Genomic DNA, 18716 nt, shown 5'->3' with positions numbered 1-18716 from the left:
CGTTCGGCCCACACGGGTTGCCTGGAGCGGCGCGCAGATCATCTACGTGCGTCGTATCCTGCTCGGACACTCGCTGCCGAGCACGCCCGGAACGACGGCACACCCCCGCCTGCATCACCCGGAACAACAAGAGCGCGGCAGTTCGTTGAGCAAAGACTGCCGTTTTGCCTCAGGATTCGGCGGACTGCTTTGCTTCACCGCTCAACGACGCATAACAACGACCCTTGACCGCACTAGCGACAGCCCCCCTGCGCGGGGGTGACGTGGCCGTTCGACTGGAGTTGCACGTGGCCGGGCGCATCGAAGACTACGCACTCATCGGAGACATGCAGACCGCGACGCTGGTCTGCCGGGACGGCACGGTGGACTGGCTGTGCCTTCCCCGCTTCGACTCGCATGCCATCTTCGCCGGCCTGCTGGGCACCGAGGAACACGGCTTCTGGCGGCTCGGCCCGGCCCACGCGGCCGACTCGCCGCCCCCCACCGCCGCCCGGCGCGGCTACCGCGGCGACTCGCTGATCCTGGAATCGGAGTGGGACACCCCGCGCGGCACCGTGCGCGTGACCGATTTCATGCCCCCGCGTGACGGCGCCCCGCAGCTGATCCGGATCGTGGAGGGGGTCACCGGCCGGGTGCCGATGCGCTCCGCCCTGCGGATGCGGTTCTCCTACGGCCGGGTGGTGCCGTGGGTGCACAAGCACGAGGGCCGCACGGTGGCCGTGGCCGGCCCGGACTCGGTCTGGTTCGACACCGAGGCCGAGACCTACGGCAAGTCGCTCACGACCTACGCCGACTTCACGGTCGCCCCGGGGGACCGGATCGCCTTCACGATCTCGTGGCAGCCCTCGCACAAGCAGCCGCCGCCGCTGCCGGAGCCGGAGGCCGCGCTGGAGGCGACGGAGGACTTCTGGCGCGAATGGGTGGACCACTGCACGTACCACGGGCCGTACCGCGAGGCGGTGGTCCGCTCCCTGATCACCCTCAAGGCGCTGACGTACGCCCCGACGGGCGGCATCGTCGCCGCGCCCACCACGTCCCTGCCGGAGGACATCGGCGGCGTGCGCAACTGGGACTACCGCTACACCTGGCTGCGGGACGCGGCGATCACCCTGTCCTCGCTGCTGCGCACCGGTTACCGCGAGGAGGCCCGCGCCTGGCGCGAGTGGCTGCTGCGGGCGGTCGCCGGCGACCCGGAGAACCTGCAGATCATGTACGGCATCGCGGGCGAGCGCGAGCTGGGCGAGGCCGAGCTGGACTGGCTGCCGGGTTACGAGAACTCGAGCCCGGTCCGGGTCGGCAACGGCGCCGCGCACCAGCTCCAGCTCGACGTGTACGGCGAGGTCACCGAGGCCCTGCACCTGGGTCACATGACGGGCCTGGCGCGCAACGACTACGCCTCGCTGCTCCAGCTGAAGCTGATCCGCTACCTGGAGGACCACTGGCAGGAGCCGGACGAGGGCATCTGGGAGGTGCGCGGGCCGCGCCGGCACTTCGTGCACTCCAAGGTGATGGCCTGGGTCGCCGTGGACCGCACGATCAAGCTGATCGAGTCCGGTGACGCGGACGGCCCGCTGGAGCGCTGGAAGGAACTGCGCGACGACATCCACCGGGACGTGTGCGAGAAGGGCTACGACAAGGAGCGCAACACCTTCACCCAGTCGTACGGGTCGCAGGAGCTGGACGCCTCGCTGCTGCTGATCCCGCAGATGGGCTTCCTGCCGCCGGACGACAAGCGTGTCATCGGCACGATCGAGGCGATCCAGCGCGAGCTGTCCACGCCGGACGGGTTCATCCTGCGCTACCCGACGGAGGGCGAGCACGAGGGCGTCGACGGTCTGCCCGGCGACGAGGGCGCCTTCCTGGCCTGTTCGTTCTGGATGGCGGACGACCTGGCGATGATCGGCCGGGTGGACGAGGCCCGCAAACTGTTCGAGAGGCTCCTCGCGCTGCGCAACGACCTCGGTCTGCTCGCCGAGGAGTGGGACCCGCGCCTGAAGCGGCAGGTCGGCAACTTCCCGCAGGCCTTCAGTCACGTGCCGCTGATCGACACGGCCCTGCGGCTGACCGCCTCGGGGGCGTACGGCGGCTAGGCGCTCCGCGGGGGCCGCGTGGGGCCGTTAGTCGTCCGCGGTCCGCCGTGGCCGGTCGTGCGGTTCCCCGCGCCCGTCCGGGGTGCCCCCGCCTAGGCTGAAAGCGAACGGATCCCCCTTCCGGAAAGGGGGCGGCCATGGCTTCCCTCTCCAAGGCGGCCGCGGCGCTCACCGCGCTGCGTGAGGATCTCGTCGGCGAGGTGCTCGCACCGGGGGACATGGGCTATGACGAGGCCCGCAGGGTGTTCAACGCGATGATCGACCGGCGGCCGGCCGTGATCGCCCTGTGCGCGGACGCGACCGACGTGGTCCGCGCGGTGCGCTTCGGCAGGGAGCTGGACCTGCCCATCGCGGTGCGGGGCGGCGGGCACAGCGTGGCCGGTGCGGCGCTGGGTGACGGGGCGCTCGTGGTGGACCTGCGGCGGATACACGAGGTCACGGTCGATCCGGCGGCGGAGGCCGTCCGGGTCGGGGGCGGGGCCACGATGAGCCACCTCGACCGGGCGACCCAGCCGTTCGGCCTCGCGACCACCGGCGGGCGGGCCTCCACCACCGGTGTCGGCGGCTTCGTCCTCGGCGGCGGCACGGGCTGGCTGGACCGGGCCTTCGGTCTCGCCGTCGACAACCTCATCGGGGTCGAACTGGTGACCGCGGACGCCGAGCGGGTGCACGCGAACGCCGACGAGAACCCCGAGCTGTTCTGGGCGCTGCACGGCGGGGGCGGCAACTTCGGCGTGGCGACCGCGCTCACCCTGCAGTTGCACGAGCTGCCCGAGTTCTCCGTCGTCCTGCTGATGCTCCTGCCGGAGTTCGGCCCCGAGGCGGTCCGCACCTTCCGCGACGTCATCGGCAGCGGCCCGGACGAGCTGGGCGGCACGGTCATGTATCTGACCGGCCCGCCCGACGAGTTCATGCCGGAGCACCTCGTGGGCACGCTGATGTGCGCCGTGCTGCTGACGTACGCGGGCGGCGAGGACGACCTGCGCAAGCTCGCCGAGCCGCTGCTCGCCCTGCCGCACGAGGTGGAGCTGGCCGGTGACATGCCGTACGTCGACGTCCAGTGCATGCTCGACGATCCGCCGGGGCTGCGGAACCACTGGTCGGCGGAGTATCTGAGCGGCCTGCCCGACGAGTCGGTGGACGTCTTCTGCGCCCGCGCCGGCGGCATGCCGGTGCCGACGCGCACCCGGCACGTGCTGTTCCCGCAGGGCGGGGCCGTCGCCGCCGGTCCCCACGAGTACCCGGTGCCGTACCGGGACGCGCCCTGGGCCGCGCACCCCTTCGCGGTCTGGGCGGACGCGGCCGACGACGAGCGGGCCCGCGCCTGGGTGCGGGACGTGCGCGCCGGCCTGGAGCCGTGGAGCACCGGGGACGTCTACCTCAACTTCATCGGCGACGAGGGGCCCGAGCGGGTCCGGGCGGGCCTGGGCGCCGGCAACACCCTGCGCCTGGAAAAGCTGAAGCGGCGGTTCGACCCCGACAACGTGTTCCGCTTCAACCACAACATCAGGCCTGTGTGACCGGCGGCCGGAGCTGTCGTCCCGGCGTTCACGCAGGTAGCGTCCGCTGCATGGACAGCCGTACGGACCACCGTTTCGACACCCAGGGCGCCGGCATCACCGTGCAGCGGGCACTGGAGCTGCCCGGTCTGCGCAGTGGGCTGCCGGAGATCATGGCGGGCGCCGACCGGCTCGGCCGTACCGTGCGCTGGGTGCACGCGGGCGAGGTCCCGAACATCGCCTCGCTGCTCAAGGGCGGCGAGCTGCTGCTGACCACCGGCTACGGCCTGGGCACCCGCCCGGCCGAGCAGCGGGCCTTCGTGCGGACCCTCGCCGAGCGGGGGATCGCCGCCCTGGTGGTGGAGCTGGGCCCGCGGTTCGCCCGGCTGCCCGCGGCCCTGGTGGACACGGCCCGGGCGGCCGGACTGCCGCTGGTCCAGCTGCACCGCGAGGTGCCGTTCGTGACGGTGACCGAGGAGGTCCACACCGAGATCGTCAACGGCCACTACGCGCTGCTCCAGCGGGCGGAGGAGGTCCACCGGCGGTGCACGCAGGCGCTGCTCGGCGGTGGCGGGGTGCCACAGGTGCTGGGCATCCTGGCCGACTTCAGCGGCAACCCGGTGTTCCTGGAGACCGCCGACGGCCAGCTGCTGTACGCCGCCGGGGCCGGGCCGGAGGGCGCGGACCCGTTGCAGGTGTGGGAGGGGCTGCGCGGCCCGCAGAAGGAGGCCCCGCCGCCGGCCGGCTCGGTGCTGGTGGACGTGCCCGGCGGTGGCCCCGGTACGGCGGGCTCGGTGCGCGCCCGCCTGGTCCTGCTGCCGGTCCGCTCGCCGCTGGCCCCGGTGCACCGGATCGCCGCCGAGCGGGCCGCGGGCATCCTCGCCGTGGTGCTGATGCAGGCCCGCCAGGAGGAGGAGCTGGCGGCGCGCGGGCGCGGTGACTTCCTGACCGATCTGGCCGAGGGCCGGATCGTGGCGGAGGAGGCCCCGGCGCAGGCCCGGGTGCTCGGCTTCAAGCCCGGTGACAGCCCGCTGCTGCCCGTGGTCATGCGGATCGGGGACACCCTCTCGCCCGGCGGCGGCTGGGCGGTGCTGGCCAGGGCGGTGTCCGAGGAGCTGGCCGCGGTGGGGGTGCCGGTGCTGCTGGGTGTGCGGCCGGTGGAGGGCAGGGTGCTGGTGCTGCTGGGGCTGCGCTCGGAGTCGGAGCGGGCGGCGGTGGCCGACCGGGTGGCGGCGGCGCTGCGGGCGGGCGTGGAGCGTGCCGGGATGCGCCGGCCGGGCTCCCCGCCGCCGGTGGTGGTCGTCGGGGTGGCCGGCGGCTGGGCGGCCGCCTCGGCCGGGCTGCGGCACGCGGCGGAGACGGCGACGGCCGCGCAGGGACTGACCGACCGGCCCTGGTACGACGCCCGCCGCCTCGACATCGACCTGCTGCTGTGGCGGCTGCGCGACCATCCGGACCTGGCGGCCTTCGTGGACCGCGCGATCGGCCCGCTGCGGGACCATGACCACCGTTCCAAGCCGCCGCTGCTGCCGACCCTGCAGACCTATCTCGCGCACGCGGGACGCAAGGCGGAGACGGCACGGGAGCTGCACCTCAACCGGCAGACCCTGTACAACCGCCTGGCCCGCATCGGGGAGTTGCTGGGCACCGACCTCGACGACCCGCAGACGGTCCTGGCGTTGAGCCTGGCCCTCCGCGCCCGCCGGCACGTCCCCTAGACCAGTGGCCGCGGCTGGGTCAACTCGTCGTAGACACTGAGCACTTGGGCGACGGTCTCGTCCTCCGTCGGCCAGCTCGCGGCCTGCCGTGCCCCGCGCTCGCGGAGCACCGCGCACCGCTCGCCGTCCTCGAGCAGCCCTACGACGGCGGCGGCCAGGGCCTGCGGGTCCCCGTACGGGACGAGTTCGGCCGCGTCGCCGACGAGGTCGGGGATGCCGCCGACGCGGGTCGCGACGAGCGGCACGCGCGCGTGCAGCGCCTCCTGGGCGAGGACGGACCGGGACTCCCAACTGCTCGTCAGCAGCGCCAGATCGGCGGCGGCGAGCAGCTCGGGCACGTCGTGACGGTGCCCGATGAGCCGCACCGGCAGTTCCTCGTCCTCGATCCGGCGTTGCAGCACGGGCCGCATCGGCCCCTCCCCCGCGACCACCACCAGCGGTACCGGGTCCAGGTCCCGCCAGCTGCGGGCCGCGTCGAGCAGGAGGTCGTAGCCGCGCTGCCGGTCCAGGGAGCCGACCGCGATGAGCAGGGGACGGCCGGTGGCGCCGAGTTCGGCCCGGATCTTGGGCCGCAGCCCGTCGGGGTCGTCCGGGTCCACGAGGTCCCCGGGCCGGTGCTGGCCCGGCAGGCCGACGGCCGCGAGGCGGGCGTCCCGGGCGCCGGTCACCCGGGCCCGGTCGACCAGGTCGGAGCTGGTGCCGAGGACCACGGACGCGGTCTTCACCACCCGCCGCTCCAGCAGCCGCAGCAGATGCGCCCGCGGGCCCTCGGCGTGGGCGCGGTTGTGCCAGGTGACGACCAGCGGCGTGCTGCGCCCGCTGAGCGCGAGCACGGCCCGGAAGGAGGCGTGCAGACCGTGCGCGTGCACCAGGTCGGCGTTGGCGCAGGCGGTGCGGAGCGCGGCCACCGAGACGGGGTCGCTGCTGCGCGGCACGTGCACGTGTTCGGCGCCGGCCCCGGTGAAGTCGTAGGCGTGATCGGCCTCGACGGGGGCGCACACCGTGACCCGCACGCCCCTCGCCACGAGCCCCTCGGTGAGGGAGCGCACATGCGCGCTGCTTCCGGCGTTGCCTCCGCCGAGCACCTGCACGGTGCGCAGCGGCGACTGGCCGTGCGGTGCGTTGCTGCTCACGGGGCTCACGTGGGCGAAGGCTCCTGGTTCGCAAGGGGCGGTCACGAGGAAACGTACAGAAGGTAGCGGGCTCAGGGGGGCGGAAGGACGCACCCCGCGTGCCTCCCGCGCGGACCGTTCCGACCCGCCGCCGGCCCCGCATTCCCCGCCAAGCATGCCAGGCCGTACGGCCGTTCAGGGACATCCGGGAGGGCGCACCCTCCGGCGGGCCGGGGCAATGCGCCGGAGCACATCACCCACACGGGTGAAAAAGACCCGGCCACGGCCGAACCCGGTGCGCCCGGCATACGACGAGGTCAGCCACTCACAGCGCCCGCGCCCAGGCGCTCACCCGGTCCCCGTAGCGGGCGGCTGCCACCAGGGCGACGGCGTGCGCGACCAGCCCCGCACGCCGGTTCCCCGCCACGACGGCCGCCCCCAGCGCGGCACCGAGGGCGTGCGCCCCCGTGTCACCGAGCATGGCGCGCTCCCCCAGGTCGTCGGGCAGCACGGCCGCCGCCGCACCCATCGCGGCCGCGGCCGGCTGTGCCCCGGGCCCCTTCCGGACCAGCCCCGGCGCCCCCAGCGCGAGCACCGCCCCGGCGGCCCGCCCGGGCCGTACGTCGAGGAGGTTCACGAGGTGCGCGGTGCCGGCGATGACGACCCCGGCGAGCAGCTTGTCCAGCGGACGCTCCTTCATCAGCGCGCCCGCGGCCAGCCCCGCGGCCGAGATCCCGAACAACTTCACGGCACCGCTGGTGACTTCGCCGTCCCGCAGCGCCCCCAGGTGGGCCCGGAACCCCCGCCGGTGATCCCCGGCGGCATCGTCGTACGCCCCGCAGGCCCCGGCGGCGAGCACCGCGAGCCCGGCAGCGGGGTGCGCCCGCCCGGCGGCGACCGCGGACCCCAGTACCGCGGCGGGCCCGGCGTACAGCTCGACGGTCCGCCCGGCGTAGTTCTTCCGCTCCCACCGCGCCCGTCCTCCGGGCGGATCGGCGCGCAGCAGGGCCTGGCCGGCCCGGGTGAGCGCGGCGGACAGGAGGAAGGAGCGGGACGTGCGGGTGGCGGCCATCCCGCCACCCTAGGCCCTCTCCGGTCCCGCCACCCCAGGCCCTCTCCGGTCCCGCCGCCCCGGGGCCTGTCTAGAGGTCGGCCCGTGCCGTGGCCAGCAGTTCCTCGGCGTGCGCCCGGGCCGTCTCGGAGTCCTCCTGGCCCGCCAGCATGCGGGACAGTTCGCGGATGCGTTCCTCGCCCTCCAGGACCTTCACGCCGGAGCGGGTGACGGACCCGTCGTTGGTCTTCTCCACCAGCAGCTGCCGGTCGGCGAACGCGGCGACCTGGGGCAGGTGGGTGACCACGACGACCTGCGCGGTCCGCGCCAGCTTGGCCAGGCGCCGGCCGATCTCGACGGCCGCCTTGCCGCCGACACCGGCGTCGACCTCGTCGAAGAGGTACGTCGGCACGGGGTCGGTGCCCGCGAACACGACCTCCACGGCCAGCATCACGCGGGACAGCTCACCGCCGGACGCGCCCTTGGCGATGGGCCGCGGCGGGGCGCCCGGGTGCGGGGCGAGCAGCAGCTCGACCTCGTCCACGCCGGACGGCCCGTAGGCGACCGTCCGCCCGCCGACCTCCACGCCCTCGGGGTCCTCGGTCTGCCGGAGGGCGAAGGACACGCGCGCGTGGGGCATCGCCAGTGAGGCCAGCTCGGCGGTCACGGCGGCGGCGAACCGCTCAGCGGCCTCGGTCCGCGCATCGGTCAGGGCCTGGGCGAGACCGCCCAGTTCGCTGCGGAGCGCGTCCCGCTCGGCGGTCAGTTCCCCGATCCGCTCGTCGTCGCCGTCCAGCTCGGTCAGGCGCGCTGCGCTCTGCTCGGCCCAGGCGAGGACCGCGTTCACGTCGTCCCCGTACTTGCGGGTGAGGGCGGTGAGGGCGGCCCGGCGCTCCTCCACGGCGGACAGCCGCAGCGGGTCGGCGTCCAGATCGTCGGCGTACCCCGCCAGCTCGCCCGCCACGTCGCCGAGCAGGATGCCGATCTCCCCGATCCGTTCGGCGAGCGCGGCCAGCGCCGGGTCGTGCGACCGCACGGCCTCCAGGGCCCGGTGGGCGCCCGCGACGAGGGTGGCGGCGTCGATGCCCTCGGGGTCCTCGGGGTTGCCCGCGAGAGCGGCGTGCGCCGCCGTCGCGGCGGACGACAGGGCCTCGGCGTGCCCCAGCCGCTCGGCCTCCTCGGCCAGCTCCACGTCCTCGCCGGCCCGCGGCTCGACGGCGGCGATCTCGTCGAGCCCGTAGCGCAGCATGTCGGCTTCCTGCGCCCGCTCACGCGCGCGCGTGGTGATCTCCTCCAGCTCGGCGGAGACGGCCCGCAGCCGCTTGTAGGCCTCGGTGTACTTGGTGAGCGGCACCGCGACGCCGTCGCCCGCGTACCGGTCCAGCGCCTGCCGTTGCCGGGACAGCTTCAGCAGGCCCTGCTGGTCGGTCTGGCCGTGCACGGCCACCAGGTCGTCGGCCAGCTCGGCGAGCAGCCCCACGGGCACGCTGCGCCCGCCCAGGTGCGCCCGCGAACGCCCCTCGGCGGAAACGGTACGGCTGATCAGCAGGGCACCGTCGTCCAGCTCGGCCCCGGCCTCCTCGGCCCGTACGACCGCGGAGGCGCCGGCGGGCACGCTGACCCGCCCCTCCACGACCGCCTTCTCGGCCCCGATCCGCACGAGCGCCGGGTCCGCCCTGCCACCGAGCAGCAGCCCCAGGCTGGTGACCACCATGGTCTTGCCCGCGCCCGTCTCACCGGTGACAGCGGTGAATCCCGGCGACAGCTCGACCACGGCGTCGTCGATGACCCCGAGCGACCGTATCCGCATCTCCTCCAACACGGAACAGACCATACGAGGTCCGGGGCGGCGAGCGCACACAGGCCGCCCGTATCACTCCGGCGAGTGGTCCGACCGGCGGGGGCGCGGGGAACCGCGCGACCAGCCGCACAGCACCCGCGCCCGCGGACAAAAGGGAACCGCCCCCGCGGACGGCGCTAGTGCGGCGCCCCACGCCAGCCGGTGGTGGGCAGCGCGAACTTCGCCACGATGCGGTCGGTGAACGACGAGTGGTGCAGCCGGGCCAGCCGCACCGGCACCGCCCCCCGCCGCACCTCCACCCGCGCCCCGGGCGGCAGCTCGACGGTCCGCCGCCCGTCGCACCACAGCACACCCGGCGGAATGTGCGGCAGCACCTCCACCGCGAGCACCGAGTCCGGCGAGGTGACCAGCGGCTTCGCGAACAGCGCGTGCGCGCTGATCGGCACCATCAGCAGCGCCTCCACCTCGGGCCACACCACGGGCCCGCCGGCGGAGAAGGCGTACGCCGTGGACCCGGTGGGCGTGGACAGCACGACACCGTCGCAGCCGAACCCGGTCACCGGCCGCCCGTCGATCTCCAGCACGACTTCCAGCAGCTTCTCCGCACCGGCCTTCTGCACGGCCGCCTCGTTCAGCGCCCAGTCGGTGTGCACGATGTCCCCGTTGCGGTGCACGACGACGTCGACCGTCATCCGCTCCTCGACCTCGTACGAGCGCGCGACCACCCGGTCGACCACCCGATCGAGGTCATCGCGTTCCGCCTCCGCGAGGAATCCGACGCGTCCCAGGTTGACGCCGAGCATCGGCACCCCGGAGGCACGCGCGAACTCGGCCCCGCGCAGCAGCGTGCCGTCGCCGCCCAGGACGATCAGCAGCTCGCACCCGTCGAGGCACTGCGGAGTGGCCTCCTTGACCAGTCCCACCTCGTCCGGGAGCGGCAGGTCGCGCGCCTCCTCCTCCAGCACCCGCACCCCGATGCCATGCCGCAGCAGGCCCTTGACGACGAGTTCCGCACTGCGGATCGCCGCGGGCCGCCCGGTGTGGGCGAGCAGGAAAACAGTACGCGCCAGGTTCTGTGTCAACGCGGCCCCTCCGCCACTGCACGGTCGACGTCGGCCGGGTCCACCTCAGGTGCCCCCGCCCGCAGCCAGAGAAAGTACTCGACGTTGCCCGAGGGGCCGGGCAGCGGACTTGCGGTGACTCCCCGCACTCCGAGCCCCAGCCCCCAGGCCTTCTCGGCCACTCCCCGCACGGCCTCCGCCCGCAGCTGCGGATTCCGTACGACACCCCCGCTGCCGAGTCGTTCCTTGCCCACTTCGAACTGCGGCTTGACCATCATCACCAGGTCGGCGTCCGGCTTCACGCACCGCTTCAGGGCGGGCAGCACCAGCCCGAGCGGAATGAAGGACAGATCGCCCACGACAAGATCCACAGGTTCCCCATCGATCGCCTCAAGCGTCAACTCGCGTACGTTCGTACGGTCCTTGACGGTGACGCGTTCATCGCTCTGGAGAGACCAGGCGAGCTGCCCGTATCCGACGTCCACCGCGACGACGTGTGCGGCGCCCGCCCGCAGCAGGACATCGGTGAAGCCTCCCGTGGACGCGCCGGCGTCCAGCGCGCGCCGTCCCGCGACCACGAGCCCCTGCGGTACGAAGGCCTCGAGGGCGCCGGCGAGCTTGTGGCCGCCCCGGGAGACGTAGTCGGGGTCGCTGTCGTCGGCCTGGACGACGATCGCCGCCGCGGACTCCACCTGCGTGGCCGGCTTGGTGGCCACGGTCCTGCCGACGGTGACCCGTCCGGCGGCGATGAGCTGGCTGGCGTGCTCGCGCGAGCGGGCGAGCTTCCGGCGGACCAGCTCCGCGTCGAGACGGCGGCGTGCGACTCCTGCCACGTTCGGTTCAGCTCCTGCTCTGGTGGTACGGGGTTGCGAAAGGTGCGGCCCGAAGGGTCTCACCGGGGGGCGGCGGCCGGGTGCCGGGCGGGAACCGGAGGTCCCGGCCGGGCGTCGAGCGCGGTGAGCGCGTCGCGCAGCCCCCGGTGTACATCCTCGTACACCTCGACGTGTCCGTCGGTGGCGAGGTGGTCGGCGTCGGCCAGCCGCTCCAGCTGGGCGTCGACCTCGGCGGTGCCGGTCGGCGTGCGCGGCACGTTCAAGGGGGCCGGGGCGGCGGGGTCGTACTCGGGCTCGGGCTCGGCCTCGGTGACGACCTCGGCCTCGGACACGGACTCGCTCATGCCCAGACGCTACCCCGAACCGCTGGGGTACCGTCGTGGGCGATGGCCACGATCGAGGAGTGCCGCACCGCACTGGGCAAGCTTTCGGACAACATGCAGGGCGCCGAGGGCGAGGTCCGTGCGGCGGCCGCCCTGGACCGCTCGGTGAGCTGTCACATCACCGACCTGGACGTCACCTTCACCGGCCGGCTGACCGGCGGCCGGATCGAGGTGGAGGACACCCGGCCCGGGCCGCCGGCCGAGAGGGCACAGATAAGGCTCGCGATGGCCGGGGACGATCTGGTGGCCCTGGTGGGCGGCGAGCTGAACTTCGCGACCGCCTGGGGCTCGGGCCGGGTGAAGCTGGAGGCGAGTCTGCTGGACCTGTTCCGGCTCAGGAAGCTGCTGTAGGCGTCCCGGCCGGTGCGCCGAGCGCGGGCGTCCCGGCCGGTGCGGCGAGCGGGTGTCCGCGCTCCCACGGCCGGCGTGAGCGTCCCGGGGCCGGGAAGCCGGCGCCGCGGCGGCCGGCTCCGCGCGGACCGTCAGGAAGCCGCTGCCTCCGTGCGGGTGCGGGCCTTGCGGGCGGCCGGCACGATCAGCGGCGTGCCGGTCTCCGGGTCGTCGATGACCTGGCAGCGCAGCCCGAAGACCTCCTCGACCAGTTCGGCGGTGACGATGTCGTTCGGTGCGCCCTCGGCGACCACCCTGCCGCCGCGCAGGGCGATCAGGTGGGTGGCGTAACGGGCCGCGTGGTTGAGGTCGTGCAGCACCGCGACCAGGGTGCGGCCCTGCGTCTCGTGCAGCTCGGCGCACAGGTCGAGAACGTCGATCTGGTGCTGGATGTCCAGGTAGGTCGTCGGCTCGTCCAGCAACAGCAGCGGGGTCTGCTGGGCCAGCGCCATGGCGATCCACACGCGCTGCCGCTGCCCGCCCGACAGTTCGTCCACGTAGCGTTCGGCCAGCTCGGCGACCCCGGTCCGGTGCATCGACTCCTGCACCACCCGTTCGTCCTCCGCCGACCACTGGCGCAGCAGGCCCTGGTGCGGGTACCGGCCGCGGCCGACGAGGTCGGCGACCGTGATGCCGTCGGGCGCGACGGCCGACTGCGGCAGCAGGCCGAGGGTGCGCGCGACCTTCTTCGCGGGCATCGACTGGATGACCTGACCGTCGAGCAGCACCCGGCCCCGGCTGGGCTTGAGCATCCGTGACAGGGACCGCAACAGCGTCGACTTGCCGCACGCGTTGGGGCCGACGATCACCGTGAACGAGTTGTCGGGGATCTCCACCGACAGCTGTTCGGCGATGATCCGCTGGTCGTAGGCGAGGGTGACGTTCTCGGCGGACAGGCGGTTCACTGTGCTCCTCGGGGTGTTCGGGTTCGCGCCGCTCATATCCGGCCGGCCCGGCGCTCGGCGACCAGCAGCCACAGCAGGTATCCGCCGCCCAGGACGCCGGTGACCACACCGACGGGCAGCTGGTCGGCGCCGAAGACCCGCTGGGACGCCCAGTCCGCGGCGACCAGCAGTACCGCGCCCATGCACAGGGACGGCACCAGGTTCGGACCCGGCGAGCGGGTCAGGCGGCGGGCGAGCTGCGGCGCGGTCAGCGCGACGAAGCCGACAGGGCCCGCGGCGGCCGTGGCGGCGGCGGTGAGCAGGACCGCCGAGACCACCAGCACGAGGCGGACGCGCTGCACCCGCACCCCGAGCGCGTTCGAGACGTCGTCGCCCATCTCCGTCATCCGCAGGCCGCGCGCGTTGACGAGGACCAGCGGGACCAGGGCCGCGCCCATGGCCAGCAGCGGCCAGACCTGGTCCCAGTCCCGGCCGTTGAGCGAACCGGTCATCCAGACCACCGCGCGGGCCGCGTCGACCAGGTCGGCCTTGGTGAGCAGGTAGCCGTTGACCGCCGTCATGACCGCGTTGACGCCGATGCCGACCAGCACCAGCCGGTATCCGTGGACCCCCTGCTTCCAGGCGAGCAGGTAGACGGCGAGACCGGTCGCCAGGCCGCCGATCAGCGCGCCGAGGGTCACCTGGGTGGCGCTGCCGGACATCAGCACGATCACGACCAGCGCACCGGCCGTCGAACCCTGCGACAGGCCGAGCACGTCCGGGCTGCCGAGCGGGTTGCGGGAGACGGACTGGAACAGCGCGCCGCCCAGGCCGAGCGACGCACCGACCAGCAGGCCGACGAGGACCCGCGGCAGGCGCAGTTCGTTGACGATGAAGTCCTGGTAGGCGGTGCCGTTCCCGGCGAGCGTGCGCAGCACGTCCGACGCGGGGATCTTCGCGTCGCCGGTGCCGATCAGCGCGACACCCGCGGCACAGGCGGCGGCCAGCAGCAGGCCGACGACGATCAGGGCCCGCAGGTCAAGGCGCACGGAGAGCCCGCCGGGTGTGCGGACGGCACGGCTCGTGGAGCGAGTCTTCACAGCTGGGCCGTCCTCCGCCGTCGTACGAGAAAGATGAAGACCGGGCCGCCGACGACCGCGGTGACGATGCCGACCTGCACCTCGGAGGGGCGGGCCACGACCCGGCCGATGACATCGGCGCCGAGCAGCAGCACGGGGGCCAGGACCGTGCCGTACGGCAGGATCCAGCGCAGGTCGGGCCCGGTGAACGAGCGCACGACGTGCGGCACCATCAGGCCGACGAAGACGATCGGACCGCAGGCGGCGGTCGCCGCACCGCACAGCACCACGGCGGCCAGCATGGCCAGCGCGCGCGTGCGGTTGAGGTTCGCGCCGAGGGCGCGTGCGGTGTCGTCGCCCATCTCCACGGCGTTCAGCGGCCGGGCCAGGGCGAGCGCGAGCACCCCGCCGACGGCGAGGAAGGGCAGCACCTGCAGAACGGTCGAGTCGGTGGCCGAGGACAGCGAACCGACCGTCCAGAAGCGCATCTTGTTCAGGGCCGCGCCGTCCGTGATCATCACGGCCTGGAGATAGCCGTAGAGGGCGGCGCTGATCGCCGTGCCGGCGAGCGCGAGCCGCACCGGGGTGGCGCCGCGGCTGCCGCCGAGGAACCACACCAGCGCACCGACCGCGGCCGCGCCGAAGAACGCGAACCACACATAGCCGGTGAGGCTGGTGACGCCGCAGTAGGTGATGGCCGTGACCACGGCGGCGGAGGCGCCCGCGTTGATGCCGAGCAGCCCGGGATCCGCGAGCGGGTTGCGGGTGAGCGCCTGGAGCACCGCGCCGGAGAGACCGAGCGCGGCACCGGCCAGGAGTCCGAGGACCGTGCGCGACAGCCGCTGGTCCACCACGACGTCCCCGTACGTCCCCGAGTCGTGGAACAGGCCGTGCCAGACCTGGTCCAACGAGAGCGGTTTCGCGCCGATCGCGATGCTCGCCAGCGCGACGGCCACGAGGAGCCCGAGCGAGAGAACGAGCCCAAACCCCTTTGCGGCACGGCGAGTCGGGGGCGCGGAGGCGGTTTCCGCGCGCGGTTCCGGAGGACTGTCGACCAACACGAGGTTAGGGTAGCCTACCCTGCCTTCGATCTCGATCCCCGGTACCGCGCGCCGGGCTCCGCGACCGGCTCAGAGCCCCAGCCTGGCCAACGCCTTGGCCCCCTCCAGCTCGCAGGCGCCCGTCCCCGCCGCCGTCCAGGCCGCCGCGCACAGGGCCCGCAGTCCGTCCAGGGACGCGCCGTCGCCCTCCAGCTCCAGCCGGTCCGTCCCGGCCGTCGCCGTCCATCCGCCGCAGCGGAAGCCCTCGCCCGCCCGGGCGACCTCCGGCTGCCCGGTCAGCAGCCCGCGCAGATCGGCGTCCACGAACGTCGGCCGGTGCTCCGGCGGCGCGGAGAGCAACTGGGCCCCGTCGGTGACCCCGGTCAGGACCAGCAGCGAGTCCACCCCGCCGTTGAACGCCCCCTCGATGTCCGTGTCCAGCCGGTCCCCGACCACCAGCGGCCGCTCCGCACCCGTCCGGATGATCGTCTCCCGGTGCATCGGGGGCAGCGGCTTGCCCGCCACCTGCGGCTCGGCGCCGGTCGCGATCCGCACGACCTCCACGGCCGCCCCGTTGCCCGGCGCGATGCCCCGCCCGCTCGGGATCGTCAGATCGGTGTTGGACGCGAACCAGGGCACGCCGCGCCGGACGGCGTACGACGCCTCGGCGAACCGGCTCCACGGCAGATCGGGCCCGCCGTACCCCTGCACGACCGCCGCCGGATCGTCGTCCGCGGACTCCACCGGCGTCAGGCCGCGCTCGCGCAAGGCCACCCGCAGCCCCTCCCCGCCGATCACCAGCACCCGCGCACCCGCCGGCACCTGCTCGCTGATCAGCCGCGCGACGGCCTGCGCGGAGGTGATGACGTCGTCGGCCCCCGCAGGTATCCCCAGCTCCGTCAGGTGCCCGGCCACGGCGTCCGGGGTCCGCAGCGCGTTGTTGGTGACGTACGCCAGATGCATGCCGCCCGTACGGGCCACCGCCAGCGAGTCCACCGCGTGCGCGATCGCGTTCCCGCCCGCGTACACCACCCCGTCCAGATCGAGCAGCGCCGTGTCGTACGCCTCGCTCAGGGGCCGCTCACTGCCCTCGGGCCTGGTCCTGACGCTCTGGGTCATGTCCGCATCGCTCCTCGTTGACTCGCCTTTCCCCCGAATCATCGCGTACCGCACCGGCACACGTACGATGCCGGGATGAAGACAGCAGGTCACTCGGAGGCAACGGCGCGCCGAGGCCTGGAACTCACCACGTTCCGCGGCCTTCGCTACGACCCCGATCGGGTCGGCAGCCTCGCCTCCGTCACGTCCCCGCCCTATGACGTCGTCGTACGCCCCGACGGCCTGCACCACCTCCAATCGGCGGATCCGTACAACATCGTCCGGCTGATCCTGCCCCAGGCCGGCACCTCCAGCGAACGCACGGAACAGGCGGCCGACACCCTCCGCCGCTGGCTCGACGAGGGCGTCCTCACCGCGGACACGGAACCCGGCCTGTACGTGTACGAGCAGCGGGACGACCACGGCATGCTCCAGCGCGGTGTCATCGGCACCCTGCGGGTCTCGGACCCCGCGGAGGGCGTGGTGCTGCCGCACGAGGACGTCATGCCGCCCGTCGTCGCCGACCGTGCGGCCCTGATGCGGGCCACGCGCGCGAACCTGGAGCCGCTGCTGCTGACCTACCGGGGCGACGGCACCGCGGCCGAGGTGGTCGAGCGCACGGCCGACCGCCCGCCGCTGCTGTCCACCACCACCGAGGACGGCTTCCACCACCGCCTGTGGTCCGTCACCGACGCCGACGACGTCCTCCGCATCCAGTCCGACCTCGCCGGCCGTCAGGCCCTGATCGCCGACGGCCACCACCGCTGGGCCACCTACCGGCAGCTGCGCGCGGAGCACCCCTCCCCCAGCCCCTGGGACTACGGTCTGGTCCTCCTCGTCGACACGGCCCGCTACCCGCTGCGCGTCCGCGCGATCCACCGGCTGCTGCACGACCTGCCGGTCGCGGACGCGCTGACGGCCGTGGCGGGCCTGTTCCGGGTACGACGGCTCGACGTGCCGCTGCCGGAGGCCCTGGAGGCCCTCGCGGACGCGTCCTGCGACGGCAACGCCTTCCTGCTGGCCGGGGACGGCGCCTTCCACCTGCTCGACCGCCCGGACCCGGAGCTGCTGGACCGGACGATCCCGGCCGAGCGTCCTGCGGCCTGGCGCTCCCTGGACGCCACGGTCCTGCACGCCACGCTGCTGGACCACGTCTGGCGCATTCCCGAGGACTCCCCGGCCCACATCGCCTACATCCACGACACGGCCGCGACGGTGGAGAAGGCGGAACGTGACGGCGGCACGGCCGTCCTGATGCACCCGGTCCGCGAGGAGGTCGTGCGCGAACTGGCCCGGCAGGGCGTCACGATGCCGCGGAAGTCGACGTCGTTCGGCCCGAAACCGGCGTCCGGGCTGGTGCTGCGGGCGCTGGAGATCTGAACCGGCCGGAACGCGAAAGAGGGCGGGCTCCCAGGGAGCCCGCCCTCTTCTCACTGCTCAGGGACTGCCGTCGGTCCTCAGTCCGGTGACTGCCGTCAGTCCTTTCGGTGACTGCCGTCAGTCCTCGTCGCGGTCGTCCTCGTCGCGGTCGTCCTCGGAGCGCTCGTCCTCGGAGCGCTCGTCGGACTCGGCCGCAACCGCGCCCTCGCCTTCACCCTCGTCCAGGGCATCGACGAACTCCACTCCGTCCAGCTCGGCGAGCCGGTCCGAGGCGTCCGTGCTGCCGTCCCGGTCGGCTTCGACGGCCTTCGCGAACCACTCGCGCGCCTCACGTTCCCGGCCGGCGGCGAGCAGGGCGTCGCCGTACGCGTAGCGCAGACGGGCCGTCCAGGGCTGGACCGCGTTGGAGGCCAGCTCGGGGCTCTGCAGGGTCACGATGGCCGCGTCCAGCTGCCCCATGTCACGCCGGGCACCGGCGGCGACGAGCCGCATCTCGACCTGTCCGGCCTTGTCCAGCTTGTGCACCTCGGGGGCGCCGGCCATGTCCAGGGCCTTCTCCGGCCGGCCGAGCCCGCGCTCACAGTCCGCCATCACCGGCCACAGGTCGACGGTGCCGGTCATCCGCCGCGCGGCCCGGAACTCGGCGAGGGCCTCGCTGTACTTCTGGTTCGCGTACGCGGCGAATCCCGCGGCCTCGCGCACGGCGGCCACGCGGGACGCCAGGCGCAGGGCGACCTTGGAGTAGCCGTACGCGCCCTCGGGGTCCTCGTCGATCAGCCGGGCGACCATCACCAGGTTCTTGGCGACGTCCTCCGCGAGCGTCTTGGGCAGGCTCTGCAGCTCCTGCCGAACGTCCTTGTCGATCTCGTCGCCGGTGACGTCCTCCGGGATCGGCAGCCGCTTGATCGGCTCGCGGTCCCGGTCACGGTCACGCTCCTCGCGGAACCGGCCGCCGCCACCGCGGCGGTCGTCCCGGCCGTCGCGTCCCCGGAAGCCGCCCGGCCGGCCACCACGGTCGTCCCTGCGGGGTCCACGGCCGCCACGGTCGTCCCGTCCCCGGAACCCGCCGCGCTCGCCGCGGTCACGGTCGTCCCGACGGAAACCGCCGCGGTCCTCGCCACGCCGGTCGTCCCTGCGGTCGTCACGGCGGAAGCCACCACGGTCGTCGTCGCGGCGGTCGTCACGCCGGTCGTCACGACGGTCGTAGTCGCGGCGGAAGCCGCCACGGCTGTCACCGCCACGGTCGTCACGGCGGTCGTCCCTGCGGTCGTCGCGGCGGAACGTGGGCCGGTCACCG

At 73.9% G+C, this 18716-nt stretch carries 16 protein-coding genes; 5 read left to right on the top strand and 11 right to left on the bottom strand.

Annotation, left to right across the window (positions count from 1 at the left end; all coding sequences use genetic code 11):
• The first annotated feature begins 287 nt into the window (after positions 1 to 287).
• The 3 genes from JK359_RS30205 (at position 288) to JK359_RS30195 (ending at position 5307) form a co-directional block, all read left to right on the top strand.
• Entirely contained in the window at positions 288 to 2090 is a 1803-nt protein-coding gene (locus JK359_RS30205) for a glycoside hydrolase family 15 protein (protein WP_201842588.1), read from the top strand.
• Between the two features lie 137 nt (positions 2091 to 2227).
• The gene (locus JK359_RS30200; RefSeq protein ID WP_201842349.1) at positions 2228 to 3610 is read left to right on the top strand and encodes an FAD-binding oxidoreductase; all 1383 of its coding nucleotides are present in this window, start codon (positions 2228 to 2230) and stop codon (positions 3608 to 3610) included.
• Between the two features lie 50 nt (positions 3611 to 3660).
• Positions 3661 to 5307 carry a PucR family transcriptional regulator gene (locus tag JK359_RS30195; RefSeq protein ID WP_201842347.1) on the top strand — a complete coding sequence of 549 codons (1647 nt, stop codon included), beginning with the start codon at positions 3661 to 3663 and terminating at the stop codon, positions 5305 to 5307.
• Here the strand turns inward: JK359_RS30195 and JK359_RS30190 are convergent.
• From JK359_RS30190 to JK359_RS30165, 6 genes are all read right to left on the bottom strand, one after another.
• A complete protein-coding gene (locus JK359_RS30190) occupies positions 5304 to 6449 on the bottom strand; it encodes a glycosyltransferase family 4 protein (protein ID WP_201842346.1) in 1146 nt (381 codons plus the stop codon). The two genes, JK359_RS30195 and JK359_RS30190, sit on opposite strands and share 4 nt — an antisense overlap.
• Before the next feature lie 295 nt (positions 6450 to 6744).
• Entirely contained in the window at positions 6745 to 7491 is a 747-nt protein-coding gene (locus JK359_RS30185; protein WP_201842344.1) for a hypothetical protein, read from the bottom strand.
• A 70-nt stretch (positions 7492 to 7561) separates the two neighbouring features.
• A complete protein-coding gene (gene recN / locus JK359_RS30180; protein WP_201842341.1) occupies positions 7562 to 9304 on the bottom strand; it encodes a DNA repair protein RecN in 1743 nt (580 codons plus the stop codon).
• 143 nt (positions 9305 to 9447) lie between these two features.
• Positions 9448 to 10353: an NAD kinase gene (locus JK359_RS30175; RefSeq protein ID WP_201842339.1), complete on the bottom strand. Its 906-nt coding sequence runs from the start codon at positions 10351 to 10353 to the stop codon at positions 9448 to 9450.
• On the bottom strand, positions 10350 to 11165 hold the full coding sequence (locus tag JK359_RS30170; protein WP_201842337.1) for a TlyA family RNA methyltransferase: 816 nt from the start codon (positions 11163 to 11165) through the stop codon (positions 10350 to 10352). Before JK359_RS30170 ends, JK359_RS30175 begins: the two co-directional genes overlap by 4 nt.
• A 59-nt stretch (positions 11166 to 11224) precedes the next feature.
• Entirely contained in the window at positions 11225 to 11509 is a 285-nt protein-coding gene (locus JK359_RS30165; RefSeq protein WP_201842335.1) for a hypothetical protein, read from the bottom strand.
• 42 nt (positions 11510 to 11551) lie between these two features.
• On the opposite strand from JK359_RS30165, the gene JK359_RS30160 reads away from it, so the two are divergent.
• Positions 11552 to 11899 (top strand): SCP2 sterol-binding domain-containing protein, encoded by a 348-nt coding sequence (locus JK359_RS30160; RefSeq protein WP_201842334.1) that lies wholly within the window; start codon positions 11552 to 11554, stop codon positions 11897 to 11899.
• Between the two features lie 131 nt (positions 11900 to 12030).
• Here JK359_RS30160 and JK359_RS30155 read toward each other — a convergent pair whose 3' ends face one another.
• The 4 genes from JK359_RS30155 to JK359_RS30140 form a co-directional block, all read right to left on the bottom strand.
• Positions 12031 to 12879, bottom strand: a complete 849-nt coding sequence (locus JK359_RS30155; RefSeq protein WP_201842332.1) for an ABC transporter ATP-binding protein — start codon at positions 12877 to 12879, stop codon at positions 12031 to 12033.
• Positions 12876 to 13922, bottom strand: a complete 1047-nt coding sequence (locus tag JK359_RS30150) for a FecCD family ABC transporter permease (RefSeq protein WP_201842331.1) — start codon at positions 13920 to 13922, stop codon at positions 12876 to 12878. The genes JK359_RS30155 and JK359_RS30150 overlap by 4 nt, the downstream gene beginning before the upstream one ends.
• The gene (locus JK359_RS30145) at positions 13919 to 14962 is read right to left on the bottom strand and encodes a FecCD family ABC transporter permease (RefSeq protein ID WP_201842328.1); all 1044 of its coding nucleotides are present in this window, start codon (positions 14960 to 14962) and stop codon (positions 13919 to 13921) included. Before JK359_RS30145 ends, JK359_RS30150 begins: the two co-directional genes overlap by 4 nt.
• 69 nt (positions 14963 to 15031) lie before the next feature.
• Positions 15032 to 16060, bottom strand: coding sequence for an HAD-IIA family hydrolase (locus JK359_RS30140; RefSeq protein WP_201842326.1), 1029 nt, complete (start codon positions 16058 to 16060; stop codon positions 15032 to 15034).
• A 75-nt stretch (positions 16061 to 16135) separates the two neighbouring features.
• Here JK359_RS30140 and JK359_RS30135 point away from each other — a divergent pair, with 75 nt between their 5' ends.
• Positions 16136 to 17419 carry a DUF1015 domain-containing protein gene (locus JK359_RS30135; RefSeq protein WP_201842318.1) on the top strand — a complete coding sequence of 428 codons (1284 nt, stop codon included), beginning with the start codon at positions 16136 to 16138 and terminating at the stop codon, positions 17417 to 17419.
• A 117-nt stretch (positions 17420 to 17536) separates the two neighbouring features.
• Here the strand turns inward: JK359_RS30135 and JK359_RS30130 are convergent, their stop codons facing one another.
• The gene (locus JK359_RS30130; RefSeq protein WP_201842586.1) at positions 17537 to 18316 is read right to left on the bottom strand and encodes a tetratricopeptide repeat protein; all 780 of its coding nucleotides are present in this window, start codon (positions 18314 to 18316) and stop codon (positions 17537 to 17539) included.
• Positions 18317 to 18716 lie beyond the last annotated feature (400 nt).

It is taken from the genome of Streptomyces actinomycinicus (assembly GCF_016741775.1).
In the GTDB taxonomy this organism is placed as follows: domain Bacteria; phylum Actinomycetota; class Actinomycetes; order Streptomycetales; family Streptomycetaceae; genus Streptomyces; species Streptomyces actinomycinicus.
This window is presented reverse-complemented; position numbering and strand designations above follow the sequence as displayed.